Source organism: Anaerocolumna cellulosilytica, from assembly GCF_014218335.1.
GTDB lineage: Bacteria > Bacillota > Clostridia > Lachnospirales > Lachnospiraceae > Anaerocolumna > Anaerocolumna cellulosilytica.
In genome coordinates this window covers 15001-30871 of record NZ_AP023367.1, presented here as the reverse complement: position 1 = coordinate 30871, position 15871 = coordinate 15001, and the positions used below count along the sequence as shown (strand labels likewise).

Genomic DNA, 15871 nt, shown 5'->3' with positions numbered 1-15871 from the left:
CGTCCCCTAAAGTACCTACTTCGTTGACTGCTGCCTGTGCAAAGACCTCTGCTGACTGCGATAGGTTCTCTTTCTCCTGTTCCTCCTCTGTCTCTTCATCAATAACAGTACCGTAAGATTCCCTTATCATATTCTGAAAATTCTCAGATAAAATCTCCTTGTACTGTTCAATTTCATTTTCTGGATTATGCATCTTTATTTCTTCATTTAGAGTAAGCATTTTATGGTCTAAAAAAGCAATTACATCAGCACACTCCTTTAATTCCTTACTTATACGCTCTGGCGCATTTCCTTCAAATTTATAATAAATTTTATGCTCCAGACTGGCCCAAAAATCCATGGCAATTGTACGTATCTGTATCTCTACCTTAACATTAACCATCGTATTGGACAAAAAAATAGGTACGGAAATAATCATATGATAGCTGGTATATCCGTTTGGTTTCGGACACATGATATAATCTTTAACCTTAAGTACCTGAACATCACTTTGCTTTGCAATTAAATCAGCAATTCTATATATATCTGAAGTGAAGGAGCAGATAATACGGATACCTGCTACATCATTAATATACTTAACTATATTTTCAACCGTCAGTTCTCTTCCGTTGTGTCGTATCTTTTTAGCAATACTCTGAGGAGTCTTAATTCTTGAGGTAATATGTTCAATCGGATTATATTTATGATCTAATTTAAATTCATTATTTAAAATCTCCAGTTTTGTATTAACTTCTTTTAATGCTGAATCGTACATCAGCATTACTTTTTTCCATTCATCTTCTTCATTGTAAAATATCGGTAAATCCATTTTCTCCTCCTATAAGGATACCCCTGTTATTCTGTCAATCCTTCATCCCATAAGCTTTTATATGCAGTAGAACTTGCTTACCCTTACATTATACCATTCATATATGAACAATTTTTGAATATTTACAAACTTAATAAAATATTAATGAAGTATTAATATTGATAAATATTTGGTGCTAGTAAAAAAACTTTTAACAATTTATAACGTTTTTATTGACAATAATTACTATTGTGTTATAATGGTGAAAGACTATAAAAGAAAGAGAGGTAAAACTTATGAATACATTTTTTAGAGCGTATGGAATTAACAGCATAACATTTAGTAAGATTACCTCAATCATTGTTTCTTTATAGTATGTAATTAACCAGCTGTATCTGGCTTGGTTATCTATATCATATAATGACTTTTATTGCCGTGGTATCTTACCACGGTTTTTTTTGCCTGTAATTGGCAATTTAATACATAAAAGTAACTTGTAACTTTCTAACAAAATCATTTTCAGACCCAATATCAAAAGAATTACAAAATAACTGTGTATTTTTAATTCATTACAATCAGCTTGTTAGTTAGTTGTCAAAAAGGGATGTCTGTAGGGTCATGGACTGAGAAATGGGGGGTATCATTGAGAATACTATTTTGTGTGGTTAAAAAGATATAACTCTTCTTAAAAAGAACCTGTAAAGCTTCTTTTAACAGATTTTATGCCGCCGTAGCGGCAGAATGTGAGGTAGTAATGAAAAAAATAACTAAATACATACGAAAGTATTGGTATGTATATGTAATTGCAATTGTCTGTATGATTGTCAGTATATCCTTAGATATGCTGTCACCTCAGATTACAAAAAGAATCATAGATGATGTTATAGTTGGTCAGGACAAAAGCCAGTTAACCAAGCTTCTCACTGCTATTTTAATCATTGGTGTAGGACGCAGTATTTTTGGCTATATAAAAGAACTTAGTTTTGATTTGGTAAGTTCTAAAATTGCCTGTGATATCAGACGCAACTTGTTCCGCCATATTCAAACGCTTTCGGTTCATTTCTTTGATAAACAAAACACTGGTGAATTAATGTCACATGTCAAGGATGATGTCGATAAGCTTTGGAATGCCTTGGGATTTGTTGGTATGTTAGTTATAGAAGTGGTGTTTCATATCTCTATTGTATTATATTGTATGATATCCTTAAGTCCCAAACTTACTATCATTCCGATTATTGCTATGCCTATCGTAGCCTGTATCGCCTTCCTTATGGAGAAGAAACTAGGAGTTGTTTATGAGCAAATCAGTGAAGAAAATGCAGAATTAAACACGGTAGCCCAAGAGAATCTGGCAGGTGTTAGAACCGTAAAAGCTTTTGCAAGAGAAAAATTTGAAATAAAGAAATTTTTATCCCATAACAAAAGATATTATGATTTGCATATGAAGCAATCAAAGATATTTGTTAAATACAATCCGTATTTTCAATTGATTACAAAATTACTTCCAATTACAGTAATTATCTTTGGTGGGGTAATGGTTATCAACGGTGAAATCTCCTTAGGTACTTTAGGTGCTTTTACTGAGTACTCTAATAATATTATATGGCCCATGGAAATGCTCGCCTGGTTGAGCAATGAATTAGCTTCTGCTTTTGCCTCTAACAAAAGGGTTAAGAAAATCTTACAAGAAACACCTTCTATTGAGGAAAAAGAAAGCCCCATTGTGTTGGGTCAGGTTAAAGGTGATATTGAGTTTAACCATGTATCTTACTCTCACGGAGAAAAAGAAATCCTAAAAGACATCAGCTTCAAACTTGGTCATGGAAAAACCATCGGTATTATGGGTGCAACAGGTGCAGGAAAAACCTCTATAATTAATCTTTTGCAGCGTTTTTATGATGTAGAACAAGGTACTATAAAGCTTGATGGGGTTGACGTTAAAGATTTATCACTACATGAGCTTAGGAAAAACATATCCCTTGTTATGCAAGATGTGTTCCTGTTTTCGGATACTGTAACAGAAAATATTAAGCTTGGAAAACGTTGTTCTATAACCGAAGAAGAGATTCTTCAATCTGTATCCAATGCACAGGCAAGAGATTTTATCGAGCGAATGGAAAGTCAGTATGATACCATCATTGGCGAACGAGGTGTTGGTTTATCTGGCGGTCAGAAACAGCGTATCAGTATCGCTAGGGCACTGGCGAAAAAAACACCCATACTTGTATTAGATGATTCTACTTCTGCACTGGATATGGAAACTGAGCATTTAATTCAAAAATCTTTAAATGATTTAAAAAATGTAAGCAAGATAATTATTGCCCATCGTATTTCAGCTGTTCGAAATGCAGATGAAATCATAATTCTTGAAGAAGGAACCATTGCTGAACGAGGTACCCATGAAGAGCTGTTAAGCTCAGAAGGGCTATATTACAAAACCTATCTAGCCCAGTACGGTGAATATATAAATGATAATTCCCTGGCTATGTAATAAGGTAAAAACCTTAAAACAAACCAAAAGGAGGAACTTAAATGTCAGTAAATGCAATCCGAGACGACGAAAAATCCGTTAGTGTCGGTAAAATAAAAACTTTGCTAAGGTTATTTCGTTATTTATTAACTTATAAGAAAGAAATAATCCTAGTTTTACTTATTATGGCCTGCACCGTAACAATAACTCTGGTTAACCCTTTAATTGTAGAGCATGCCATAGACGTTAATATTGCTAATAAGGATACGAAATCATTATTACAATTAGGAATCATTGCAGTCATTATCAACACTATTCTTATATTACTGGTTAAGTTAAGAATGTATATTATGGCTAAAATTTCAAACAATGTCTTATTAACCGTAAGACAGGACTTATACACGCATATACAAAAACTAAGCTTTGGCTTTTTTGACAGTCGCCCAACAGGTAAAATTCTTGCAAGAATTATAGGGGATGTTAATTCCTTAAAAGATGTATTATCTAATAGTGTTACCACCTTAATACCTGATTTTATTACTATATGTGCAGTTGTAGCAATTATGATGCTAAAGAATTTTAGACTAGCTCTGGCTGCCATGATAAGTCTTCCACTGTTAATTATCTGTATGTGGTTAATCCAAGTCTACTCCCATATGAGATGGCGGATACACCGTAAGAAAAGCTCCAATTTAAATGCCTTTATTCACGAGGATTTATCCGGAATACGAATTGTACAAAGCTTCACGGCAGAAGGCGAAACTGCTGCTGCCTTTGATGATCTGTTAGCAGAGCATAGAGACTCTTTTGTAAAAGCAGTCCGATTAAGCGATGCATTCGGTCCGGTTATAGATTTTTGCTGGGGGCTTGGTATGGTATCCCTTTACTTTGTAGGAGTAAAAATGACAGGAAATCAAAGTGTACCAGTAGGTACCTTAATTGCCTTTGGAACCTACATCTCCATGTTTTGGCGTCCTATTATGAATTTAAGTAACTTCTACAACCAACTTATAACCAATATATCCGGAGCAGAACGTATCTTTGAGATTATGGATACCAAACCGGAAATCGAAGATGGTGATAAGGTAGTTGAACTACCTGAAATAAATGGTGAGGTTATATTTAATGAGGTATCCTTTGCTTATGACAAAGATACACAGGTGTTAAAAGATGTAAGCTTCCATATTAAACCTGGCGAAACCATTGCCTTAGTGGGTCCTACCGGTGCCGGTAAAACAACCATTGTCAACCTGATTAGCCGTTTTTATGATGTGCAAAGCGGTGATATCTATATAGATAATTACAATATTAAAAATGTATCAATTGAGAGTTTAAGACAGCAAATGGGCATTATGACACAGGACAATTTTTTGTTTTCAGGAACTATAAAAGATAATTTGCGTTATGGTAAGCTAGACGCAACTGATGAAGAAATTATTGCTGCTGCCAAAGCTGTAAATGCTCACGATTTTATTATCAAATTAGAAAAAGGCTATGATACTGAATTAAAAGAAAGAGGCTCAGGACTATCCGCAGGTCAAAAACAACTTTTAGCCTTTGCCCGAACAATGGTATCCATGCCGAAAATATTAATCTTAGATGAGGCAACTTCAAGTATTGATACCCATACAGAATTATTAGTGCAGCAAGGTATTGAAACCCTGTTAAAGGGACGTACCTCATTTGTCATAGCACACCGTTTATCAACCATTCAAAAAGCAGACCGCATTTTTGTTATAGATGATCAAGGTATCAAGGAACAAGGAACCTCCCAAGAACTCCTAGCTCTGAAGGGTATGTACTACGACTTGTATATGGCTCAATTTAAAAATTTATAGTCTTTGCTTTCTAACTTTGGATGCTGTTACCTATAAGATTTAAATTAATCAGCAGCATCCCAAGCTAGGAGTACATATAAAAAACCCTATTTATTAATACTATTCAATAGTCAGGACTTGGAGTTTTAGACAAGAAATACCTCCTAAAGTGACCGTGTCATATTCCGTGCTTAATTTTCTTAAATCTCCTGACTTTAAATAAAACCATGAAACAGTGTAAGGCATTTCTTTATGCCCTCTCATTGCTTCATGGTTTTATTACAGACTGTTACCTTTATATATAAATGCTATTTGACTTTTACAATCTTTCATAGCGGTTAGGCAGCGTTATAATAAAGCTTGTCCCCTTTGTTAATTGAGAACGTACCTTTATCCTTCCAGTATGACCTAATATTATTAGCTTAGCAATTGATAATCCAAGGCCATGTCCATATATTTTTTCATTTCGAACCTGGTCTGACCTGTAAAACCTCTCAAATATATTTTCAACATCTTTTCTGGTCATACCAATACCGGTATCCTGAACTGTTATAATACAGTCACCATCGTCATTTTCGCAGGAAATACGGATAGTATCTCCTTCCTTTGTATATTTGATAGCATTATCAATAAATACTCTTATTGCCTGTTTTAAAGCCTGTTTATCACCATAAACGGCCACATCCATTAATACAGGACTTTCAATATTACGATTCGTCGTTACCAAACGTGTTTCCTTCACCATGTCTTCTACCACATGACACATATTAAATCTCTTTTTCTCTAACTTTAATGTCTTTTTATCGTGTCTGGATAAAAATAGAAGTTTTTCTACTAAATCCTGCATGGACTTTGACTCATTATTAATAGCTTCTATTGACTCAAATAAAACTTCTTCATTTTTTGTTCCCCAACGATTTAATAGGTTTGCATATCCTTGAATTACCGCAATAGGAGTGCGAAGTTCATGAGAAGCATCTGAAACAAACTGCTTTTGACTTTCATAGGAAATTTCAAGCCTATCCAGCATATTATTGATAACTAGAGCCAAGTCCTTTAATTCATTTTTTGTTCCTTCCACATTAAGCCGCTGGCTGTTTAAATTATTTACCGTTAAACGATTTGCCATTGCAGACATTTCATGCAGGGGTTGTAATAGCTTCAAATCGCTCTTTTTTCCCTGTCTTATGATAATATAAACCATAACAAGATAAGCTAGTGTCACCACAAACAGCAGATCCTTAAGTTTATCATCACTATCAGATATATCGTATTGAAAATACACTGTTAATGGCCGGCTATTCAAAATTATTTGCTCTTCTTGTGTAAGAATAATAATTGAATCCAATACGCCTAAACTGTCATCGTAGTATAGTCGATTAAAATACAACTTTTTATCTGTTATATCAAAATCTATATCATTATATAATTCTTCATTTCTATTCTCATCAATAATTTTAAAGCTAATACCATCTATTCTATACTGATTCAATATATTAGTACTTAAATCTTCAACACTGTATTCCTCCAGATTTTGGGTGATGTTTTGCGCCATTTTACTGCTATATCTCCATTCTGTCATATAATACATGATGCAGAAAACAGCTATGAAAATACCGCCATTAATTAATAGCAACTTTAAGTAGTGAAGTGAGATTCTAAATGCTATGGAAAAACGAAAATTACCAAGAATCTCTTCTTTTTTTCGCCGAAATGGGAGGACTATTTTAATTAATATCTGTCTTATATATTCTTTTAAGTTAAATTTCATCCTTGATAATATAACCCACCCCTCGTACCGTATTGATAAGTCTAATTCCATACTTATCATCTATCTTCTGTCTTAGATAACGTATATAAACATCCACAACATTGGTATCACCTAAATACTCATAATCCCATACATTGTTTAACAATTGTTCTCTGGTGATAGCTATATTTTTGTTTCGCATTAAATATTCCAGTAATTCATATTCCTTTTTGGTTAGTGTTAACTCTTCGTCACCATAATAAGCACTATGGCTGGTCAGATTTAACTTTAACTCACCAATTTGCAATAAATTTACTTTAGGCTGAACAAGCTTTGTATGCCTGTTTAAAGCTACACGAATTCTTGCCAGTAACTCTTCTATGGCAAATGGCTTCGTCATATAATCATCCGCTCCCATGTCCAATCCCGCAACTTTATCGGTTACATCATCCTTTGCAGTAAGCATTATGATTGGTACAGATGATTCTGTACGAATACGTCTGCAAACCTCTATTCCACTAATTCCTGGAAGCATAATATCTAATAATACCAGATCCACATCCTTTTGCAGTGCTTTCTCAAGTCCTGACCTTCCATCAGCTGCAATTTCAACTTCATAACCTTCATATTTTAATTCCAGCTCCACAAATCTAGCTATTTTGCTTTCATCCTCAACAACTAATATTTTAGCCATTATAACACCTATAATAACACATCTTCCAACAGACATATTACTGCCACATGATATTGAAAGAATTTTGTGTGGCATTCCTTTCTTTCTTATATTTTCTTTCAACTGGTTTCATCTGAAAAAAATCTCTATCATCATTCTAGCGGTTATAATTGTAATTTTCAATGGCTATATATTAAAGTTTTATTAGAATTACAGTATTAAAAAACAGAATCCTTTATACATAGTATAAATTAAAGACCCAGCTTTATAGTTATATTTTACCTCTGCATCACTTCTCAAGGTAATCATAACAAAAACCGGGTCTTATAACTATATCATCATTAAAACAAGACATGAATGATTCAAATTAATGTATTCATTACAACATATACAATTATAAAAATTCTCAATCTTGCTTATACTGTATTGCTATATAATAATTATAGAATTATAGAATTGATTTTACTGTTGATACAACATTTTCAGTTGTAAATCCAAACTTCTCAAATAGTTTCGCTGCCGGTGCGGATGCTCCAAAGCCTTTCATTGTCACGTATGCTCCATCCAAACCAACATATTTACCCCAACCAAAATCAATAGCAGCTTCAATTGCAACTCTGGCTCTTACATTATTAGGCAATATTGCTTCTTTATACTCTTTCGACTGTTGCTCAAATACATCAATAGAAGGTACGCTGACTACTCGTACATCAATACCATCTTTAAGTAATTCTTCTTTTGCCTTAACGCCCAATTCAACTTCAGAACCACTCGCCAATATAATGGCATCAGGAACCTCTTTAGTAGAAGGGGCTATAATATATGCACCCTTTAATGCTTCTTTACTGGAATTCGCATATTGAGGTAGGTTTTGACGTGTTAAAACTAATGCGGTTGGTGTTTTTGTTGAAGTTATAGCATAATACCAGCTCGCAATGGTCTCTGTAGCATCCGCCGGTCTAAATACAGTAAAGTTTGGCATGGCACGCAGCATTGCCAATTGCTCTATTGGTTCATGAGTAGGACCATCTTCACCTACACCAATACTATCATGTGTTAATACAAAGGTTAATGGAAGTCCCATTAAAGAAGAAAGTCTTGCCATCGGTTTTACATAATCACTAAATACAAAGAATGTTGAAACAAAAGGTCTTAAACCACCGTGCAATGCAAGACCATTACCTATTGCAGCCATGGCCAACTCTCTTACACCAAAATGAAGATTTCTGCCGGCATAATTATCTTTTGAGTAATCTCCTTCTTCTTTCATATAAGTCTTAGTAGAAGGAGATAAATCAGCAGAACCTCCAATAAATCCGGGAACTAAATCTTTAATACGATTGATAACCATACCAGAAAGATTTCTTGTCGCATCGGGTTTGTCTGCATATGCCCAAAAATCCTCGCTATCTAATAATTCTTTGGCAATTGCTTCATCATGGTGCTTATCCCAAAGTTCTTTCATATCCGGATATTTTTCACTGTATTCTTTAAACAACTTATTCCATGCTTCTTCTATCTTAGTATTCTTTTCTGTAATTGAATTAAAGTTATCATATACTTCCTCTGGTACAAAGAAGTCTTCTGTAGATGGCCAGCCTAATTTTACTCTTAAAGCTGCAACATTATCAACACCTAAGGGTTCACCATGAGCACTTGCCTGACCTTCCTTAGGAGAACCAAAACCAATTTTTGTTTTTACAGTAATCATAGAAGGTCTTGTTTTATCAGCTTTTGCAGCTTCAATTGCAGCTCCAATTTCCTCTAAGTTATTTCCATCTTCAACTACTAATGTTTGGAACCCAAAAGCTTCAAAGCGTTTCTTCACATCTTCTGTAAAAGCAATATCTGTATCACCTTCTATGGATATCTTATTAGAATCATATAATACAATCAATTTATTTAAAGCTAAAGTACCTGCTAAAGAGAAGGCTTCAGAGGATATTCCCTCCATCATACAACCATCTCCACCAAGTACATAAGTATAATGATCAACAATTGGGTATCCTTCTTTGTTAAACTTTGCTGCTAAATGCGCTTCTCCCATAGCCATACCCACAGCCATAGCCATACCAGCACCAAGAGGTCCTGTCGTTGCCTCTACGCCAACCGTATGTCCATATTCAGGATGTCCCGGAGTTAGAGAGTCCAGCTGTCTAAAATTTGCCAAGTCTTCTTTTGAAAGATTACCGTATCCAAATAAATGCAAAAGAGAATATAACAAAGTTGAACCATGTCCACCAGATAAAACAAAACGGTCTCTATTTGCCCATGTTGGATTCTTAGGGTTATGGTTCATATGTTTTGCCCATAATTCATAGGCCATAGCGGCAGAACCTAAAGGTAAACCAGGATGACCTGAGTTAGCTTTTTGTACTGCATCCGCAGATAATACCCTGATTGCATTTACTGACATTGTATCGATGTTGCTCATATTGTTCCTCCTAAATATATGTTTTGTTCATTATTCCCCAAATACTGCCTTATAATCCTTTTGGAACTTTTCAATACCCTGATCTGTTAATGGGTGTTTCGTGCATTGTTCAATTACGCTATAAGGTACTGTGGCAATATCAGCACCTGCCAAAGCACAGTCAGTAACATGGATTGGATTACGAACACTTGCTGCAATAATTTCTGTATCTAATTCGTATATTTCGAATATTTCGGATATGGTTCTGATTAAATCAATACCAGGAGAAGAAATATCATCCAGACGGCCTAAGAATGGTGAAACATAAGTTGCTCCGGCTCTAGCCGCAAGAAGTGCCTGATTTGCTGAAAATATTAATGTGACATTTGTCTTAATACCTTCACTAGCAAGTACCTTGGTAGCTTTTAAACCTTCTACGGTCATAGGTATTTTTACAATCATATTAGGATGAATTTTGGCTATTTCTCTACCTTCCGCAATCATTCCTTCTGCATCAACTGTAGTTGCTTTAACTTCTCCGCTGATTGGTCCATCCACAATAGATGCAATCTCTTTAATTACTTCAACAAAATTTCTTCCTTCTTTTGCAATTAAAGATGGATTTGTAGTAACACCACATATAACACCCATTTCATTTGCTTTTTTAATATCTTCTACATTTGCTGTGTCAATAAAAAACTTCATAATATTATCCTCCTCTGATAAGATTAGTTTTACATATATTCCTAATTATTAACACTAAATTATTTTAGAATATTGTATAATATTATACCATAACAATGTCCCAAAACTTCATATATATCTATAATATACTATACAATGCAATATAATGCAATACATAAAATTAATATAAGTAAAAACAGATTTTTAGTTTAGCTTTGACTAAATTATATTAGATGTATGTTTATTAGACACATGTTGTTTGTATATTTAATAAACTATATTTGAGTGAGACCTGTCATTATTTTTGAGCTTAAGAAATCTCTTTTATATCTATCCATGTATTATTTTAATGCTTCCCTGGTATAGATATTATAGCTCATTAACTCGTTAAAAGCTTTAGCCCTTTTTACTTTTTGTTTTTTTTGATTTACAAGAAGCTTACTCACCATACTAAAATTAAATCGATTAATTTGTGAATATTTTTTGATTTTCAAAGCATAAATGGGGAATTTAAGAATCATGCGTAATTGATTTATTTATACCTTAATAACTACGATAAAAATAATTTTACACACAGAAAAAGGGGCTGTAAAAAAACTCCCCTAAAAGAAAAATCGCTGAGGTCGTGAGACTTCAGCGATTTTTTGGTATAATTACTTATGCGACTAAATAAAAACACCAATCATAATTATACAGTACGACAGCTAAAATTACCATTGGAAATTGAAAAACTAATTGATATATCTGATCCAGTATATACTTTCTGTGAGGTAATGGATCACATCGACCTATCAAAATATTTTGTAGAGAAAGGCTACAGAACAGGTCGTCCAAGATGTGATGAACAGAAACTCCTCAAAGTGGTACTCTTTGCTTTCATGGAACACGGAATCTGCTCTCTGCGGGAAATCGAAAAACTTTGCAGAAATGATATCCGGTATATGTATCTTCTTGATGGCATGAAGGCGCCTTCATTTGCTACATTTGGCAACATCATCCGAAATAAACTTACTGATTCCATTGAACAGATTTTTTTGGATGTGAATACATATATTTTTGAAAAGAATCATGTCGACCTGGAACACACCTACATTGATGGGACAAAAATAGAGGCAAATGCAAACCGCTATACCTGGGTATGGAAAAAGTCCTGTACAAAAAACCGAGGAAAGGTTTATAAAAAGATATCCATGCTGATTGATGCAATGAACCAGGACGTATTAGGGTATTTCGGTGTAAAACTTGATAAGAGAGACGAGTATGCTGTTGAATATGTATCGGAACTCTTGGAAAGGTACAAGAATGCAACAAATCTGGTGGAATCCACGTTTGTATCTGGTTGTGGTCATAGAAAAAGTCTTCAGCAAAAACAATATCAGGAATTAGAGGGATATCTAGATCGATTAAAGACATATGCACATCATATAGAAGTCTGTGGCAATGAAAGAAACAGTTATTCCAAAACCGATTACGATGCCACTTTTATGCGCATAAAACGGGATTATATGGGCAATGATCAGCTTCTCCCAGCGTACAATCTACAGACCGCTATCTGTGATGAGTATATAGCGGTAGTTGATGTAAAACCATATGCATCTGATATGGAATGCTTTGTTCCTTTGATGGAAAAATTCAATGAAATCTATGGTCATTATCCAAAGTATCCAGTTGCAGATGCAGGCTATGGTTCCTATAATAACTATCTTTACTGTGAAGAGCATGGAATGGAAAAGTATATGAAATTTACCATGTTCAAAAAGGAAATATCCGATAAGAAGTATCACGAAAATCCATATCGTGCAGTCAACTTTAAAAGAGACGAGAATGAAAATTTGATATGCCCAAATGGAAAGACTTTTCACTTCAAAAGCAAACAACATGTCTATAAAAACAAATATGGCAGAACCGAAGAAATCTATGAATGTGAATCATGTGAAGGCTGCCAATTTAAAAACGATTGTTGTCCTAAGGCAAGCAAAAACAGAACCATTCGAATGAATCAGGAATTAACCTCGATACATCAAGAGGTAATTACAAACCTTGAATCAATACATGGCGCACTGTTGAGAATGAATCGTAGTATTCAGGCAGAAGGAACATTTGGCATTTTAAAATGGGATAAGTCCTACAAAAGATTATTTCGAAGAGGTGAGAAAAACGTAATTCTTGAACTCACACTGATTTCTTGTGGTTTTAATCTTTATAAATATCATAATAAAAAGCAGAGAAACAAGTTGGCTGCATAAAATCCAAGAACTATACTCATAGCTTTATTAAGTGCACGCTCTTTTATGGAAAAATCAATCATTATCATAAAAAATAGATAAAAAAACGAAGAATCACCAGAATCGACATCTGTCGGAACTGGTGATTCTTAATTAAGGACTTTTTTTACAGCCCCTTTCTACTAATGAGACATCCGGGACTCGAACCCGGGACACCTTGATTAAAAGTCAAGTGCTCTACCAACTGAGCTAATATCCCAGATTTATTGAACATATTCTAAGATATGACCAATAAAAAATGCCCAGAGCCGGAATCGAACCAGCGACACGAGGATTTTCAGTCCTCTGCTCTACCGACTGAGCTATCTGGGCAAGGTCAACTTTGTTGACACTAAAGAATAATACAATTCTTTATACTCGTACGAAAACAATTAGTTCTCGAATTGCGGGGACAGGATTTGAACCTATGACCTTCGGGTTATGAGCCCGACGAGCTTCCAGACTGCTCCACCCCGCGCCAATAATTACATATTACATTTTTGTTTTAAAAACAAATGGATGGAGAAGGATTCGAACCTTCGAAAGCGTCGCTAACAGATTTACAGTCTGCCCCCTTTGGCCACTCGGGAACCCATCCATATTAATTACATTGTAGAATATTGCTATAGTGATTTCTCACTAAGCCGACGATCGGACTCGAACCGATAACCTGCTGATTACAAGTCAGCTGCTCTGCCAATTGAGCCACGTCGGCGTTTATCGTTTTTTAGGTAGATGGGACCTATAGGGCTCGAACCTATGACCCTCTGCTTGTAAGGCAGATGCTCTCCCAGCTGAGCTAAGATCCCATATTCTAACTAACCGACCCAGAAGGGACTCGAACCCTCGACCTCCGCCGTGACAGGGCGGCGCTCTAACCAACTGAGCCACTAGGCCAATACTTGACTTAAACTACTACATTAAACACCATTGCTATTTATGAACATTACCTGATAAAGCTTTACATAAGTTACCTTATATTCAACCTTATCTTTAGGTCAAGCCCTCGACCTATTAGTATTAGTCAGCTGCATGTGTTACCACACTTCCACCTCTAACCTATCCACCTTGTCGTCTTCAAGGGGTCTTACTGCTTTCGCATGGGATATCTTATCTTAAGGGGGGCTTCACGCTTAGATGCCTTCAGCGTTTATCCCTTCCAAACTTGGCTACTCGGCCGTGCACTTGGTAGTACAACCGATACACCAGCGGTTCGTCCAACCCGGTCCTCTCGTACTAAGGTCAGCTCCTTTCAAATATCCTACGCCCGCGCCGGATAGGGACCGAACTGTCTCACGACGTTCTGAACCCAGCTCGCGTACCGCTTTAATGGGCGAACAGCCCAACCCTTGGGACCTACTACAGCCCCAGGATGCGATGAGCCGACATCGAGGTGCCAAACCACTCCGTCGATGTGAACTCTTGGGAGTGATAAGCCTGTTATCCCCAGGGTAGCTTTTATCCGTTGAGCGATGGCAATCCCACTTTATACCACCGGATCACTAAGTCCTACTTTCGTACCTGCTCCACCCGTCGGTGTCGCAGTCAAGCCTTCTTATGCCTTTGCACTCTGCGAATGGTTTCCAACCATTCTGAGAAGACCTTTGAGCGCCTCCGATACCCTTTCGGAGGCGACCGCCCCAGTCAAACTCCCCACCTGACATTGTCCACTGCCCAGATCATGGGCACATGTTAGAAATCCAATACTGCAAGGGTGGTATCCCAACAACGGCTCCATGGCAACTAGCGTCACCACTTCACAGCCTCCCACCTATCCTGTACATGCAATACCGAATCCCAGTATCAAGCTAGAGTAAAGCTCCATGGGGTCTTTCCGTCCTGGCGCAGGTAACCAGCATCTTCACTGGTATTTCAATTTCACCGGGTGCATTGTCGAGACAGTGCCCAAATCATTACGCCTTTCGTGCGGGTCGGAACTTACCCGACAAGGAATTTCGCTACCTTAGGACCGTTATAGTTACGGCCGCCGTTTACTGGGGCTTAAGTTCAACGCTTCGGATTGCTCCTAACATCTCCCCTTAACCTTCCAGCACCGGGCAGGCGTCAGCCCATATACTTCACCTTTCGGTTTTGCATAGACCTGTGTTTTTGCTAAACAGTTGCTTGGGCCAATTCTCTGCGGCCTGTATTTCTACAGGCACCCCTTCTCCCGAAGTTACGGGGTTATTTTGCCGAGTTCCTTAACAATGCTTCTCCCGTCGGCCTTAGGATTCTCTCCTCATCCACCTGTGTCGGTTTACGGTACGGGCTTATGAAAAACAATAGCGGCTTTTCTTGGCAGCTAGCTCACCAGCTTCCCTACTCTTGAGTTCGGTCCGCATCACGTCTTCGTATTGTATGGCGGATTTGCCTACCACACTACTACCCCGCTTGCACCGGTTTTTCCATTCCCGGCTCTGGCTTTCTCTCTGCGTCCCCACAGTTCTGTTTTCATAAGGTACAGGAATTTCAACCTGTTGTCCATCGACTACGTCTTTCGACCTCGCCTTAGGTCCCGACTTACCCAGAGCAGATCAGCTTTACTCTGGAAACCTTGGATATTCGGCCTAGAAGATTCTCACTTCTATCTCGCTACTCATTCCGGCATTCTCTCTTCTTAAATCTCCACGACTCCTTACGGTACCGCTTCTTCGTTTTAAGAATGCTCCTCTACCAATCATGTAAACATGATTCCACAGCTTCGGTGTCGTGTTTTAGCCCCGGACATTTTCGGCGCAGGACCTCTCGACTAGTGAGCTATTACGCACTCTTTTAATGTATGGCTGCTTCTAAGCCAACATCCTAGTTGTTTTCGAAATCCCACATCCTTTTCCACTTAACACGCACTTTGGGACCTTAGCTGGTGGTCTGGGCTTTTTCCCTTTTGACTACCCAACTTATCTCGTGTAGTCTGACTCCTGGTCATCATCTATATGGCATTCGGAGTTTGATAATCTTCGGTAAGCTTTGACGCCCCCTAGGATATTCAGTGCTCTACCTCCATTAGACTTCG

At 36.8% G+C, this 15871-nt stretch carries 7 protein-coding genes, 7 tRNA genes, 1 rRNA gene and 1 pseudogene (1 of these 16 cut by a window edge); 3 read left to right on the top strand and 13 right to left on the bottom strand.

The genetic code is table 11. The features are described 5' to 3' along the window. Nucleotides 1-163: 163 nt before the first annotated feature. Nucleotides 164-808: pseudogene (locus tag acsn021_RS00135) on the bottom strand (GTP pyrophosphokinase); the annotation flags it as partial. A 733-nt stretch (nt 809-1541) separates the two neighbouring features. On the opposite strand from acsn021_RS00135, the gene acsn021_RS00130 reads away from it, so the two are divergent. Both acsn021_RS00130 and acsn021_RS00125 read left to right on the top strand, forming a co-directional pair. Continuing rightward, nucleotides 1542-3278: an ABC transporter ATP-binding protein gene (locus acsn021_RS00130; protein WP_184093130.1), complete on the top strand. Its 1737-nt coding sequence runs from the start codon at nt 1542-1544 to the stop codon at nt 3276-3278. A 41-nt stretch (nt 3279-3319) separates the two neighbouring features. Then, nucleotides 3320-5095: an ABC transporter ATP-binding protein gene (locus acsn021_RS00125; protein WP_184093131.1), complete on the top strand. Its 1776-nt coding sequence runs from the start codon at nt 3320-3322 to the stop codon at nt 5093-5095. Between the two features lie 298 nt (nt 5096-5393). Here the strand turns inward: acsn021_RS00125 and acsn021_RS00120 are convergent, their stop codons facing one another. From acsn021_RS00120 to fsa, 4 genes are all read right to left on the bottom strand, one after another. Then, complete coding sequence (locus acsn021_RS00120; protein WP_184093132.1) at nt 5394-6845, bottom strand: sensor histidine kinase; 1452 nt, start codon at nt 6843-6845, stop codon at nt 5394-5396. Beyond that, a complete protein-coding gene (locus tag acsn021_RS00115; protein WP_184093133.1) occupies nt 6835-7518 on the bottom strand; it encodes a response regulator transcription factor in 684 nt (227 codons plus the stop codon). The genes acsn021_RS00120 and acsn021_RS00115 overlap by 11 nt, the downstream gene beginning before the upstream one ends. 427 nt (nt 7519-7945) lie before the next feature. Further along, nucleotides 7946-9931 (bottom strand): transketolase, encoded by a 1986-nt coding sequence (gene tkt, locus acsn021_RS00110; RefSeq protein ID WP_184093134.1) that lies wholly within the window; start codon nt 9929-9931, stop codon nt 7946-7948. A gap of 30 nt (nt 9932-9961) precedes the next feature. Continuing rightward, entirely contained in the window at nt 9962-10615 is a 654-nt protein-coding gene (gene fsa / locus acsn021_RS00105; protein ID WP_184093135.1) for a fructose-6-phosphate aldolase, read from the bottom strand. Nucleotides 10616-11253: 638 nt separating this feature from the next. On the opposite strand from fsa, the gene acsn021_RS00100 reads away from it, so the two are divergent. Then, on the top strand, nt 11254-12840 hold the full coding sequence (locus acsn021_RS00100; RefSeq protein WP_185264899.1) for a transposase: 1587 nt from the start codon (nt 11254-11256) through the stop codon (nt 12838-12840). Between the two features lie 165 nt (nt 12841-13005). On the opposite strand, the gene acsn021_RS00095 is transcribed toward acsn021_RS00100, so the two are convergent. The 8 genes from acsn021_RS00095 to acsn021_RS00060 form a co-directional block, all read right to left on the bottom strand. Further along, nucleotides 13006-13078 (bottom strand) — tRNA-Lys (locus tag acsn021_RS00095). Nucleotides 13079-13118: 40 nt separating this feature from the next. Then, nucleotides 13119-13191: transfer RNA gene (locus tag acsn021_RS00090), tRNA-Phe, on the bottom strand. 71 nt (nt 13192-13262) lie between these two features. Further along, a tRNA-Met gene (locus acsn021_RS00085) sits at nt 13263-13336 on the bottom strand. 38 nt (nt 13337-13374) lie between these two features. After that, nucleotides 13375-13456: transfer RNA gene (locus tag acsn021_RS00080), tRNA-Tyr, on the bottom strand. Between the two features lie 44 nt (nt 13457-13500). Beyond that, a tRNA-Thr gene (locus acsn021_RS00075) sits at nt 13501-13573 on the bottom strand. A gap of 21 nt (nt 13574-13594) precedes the next feature. Further along, nucleotides 13595-13667 (bottom strand) — tRNA-Val (locus acsn021_RS00070). 14 nt (nt 13668-13681) lie between these two features. Continuing rightward, a tRNA-Asp gene (locus tag acsn021_RS00065) sits at nt 13682-13755 on the bottom strand. 97 nt (nt 13756-13852) lie between these two features. Then, a 23S ribosomal RNA gene (locus acsn021_RS00060) occupies nt 13853-15871 on the bottom strand; it runs 895 nt beyond the window's last position.

Excerpts from the sequence above, each read along its gene's own strand:
- acsn021_RS00115 (WP_184093133.1), bottom strand. The coding sequence starts at position 7,518 with ATGGCTAAAATATTAGTTGTTGAGGATGAAAGCAAAATAGCTAGATTT.
- fsa (WP_184093135.1), bottom strand. The coding sequence starts at position 10,615 with ATGAAGTTTTTTATTGACACAGCAAATGTAGAAGATATTAAAAAAGCA.
- acsn021_RS00125 (WP_184093131.1), top strand. The coding sequence starts at position 3,320 with ATGTCAGTAAATGCAATCCGAGACGACGAAAAATCCGTTAGTGTCGGT.
- acsn021_RS00100 (WP_185264899.1), top strand. The coding sequence starts at position 11,254 with ATGCGACTAAATAAAAACACCAATCATAATTATACAGTACGACAGCTA.
- tkt (WP_184093134.1), bottom strand. The coding sequence starts at position 9,931 with ATGAGCAACATCGATACAATGTCAGTAAATGCAATCAGGGTATTATCT.
- acsn021_RS00130 (WP_184093130.1), top strand. The coding sequence starts at position 1,542 with ATGAAAAAAATAACTAAATACATACGAAAGTATTGGTATGTATATGTA.
- acsn021_RS00120 (WP_184093132.1), bottom strand. The coding sequence starts at position 6,845 with ATGAAATTTAACTTAAAAGAATATATAAGACAGATATTAATTAAAATA.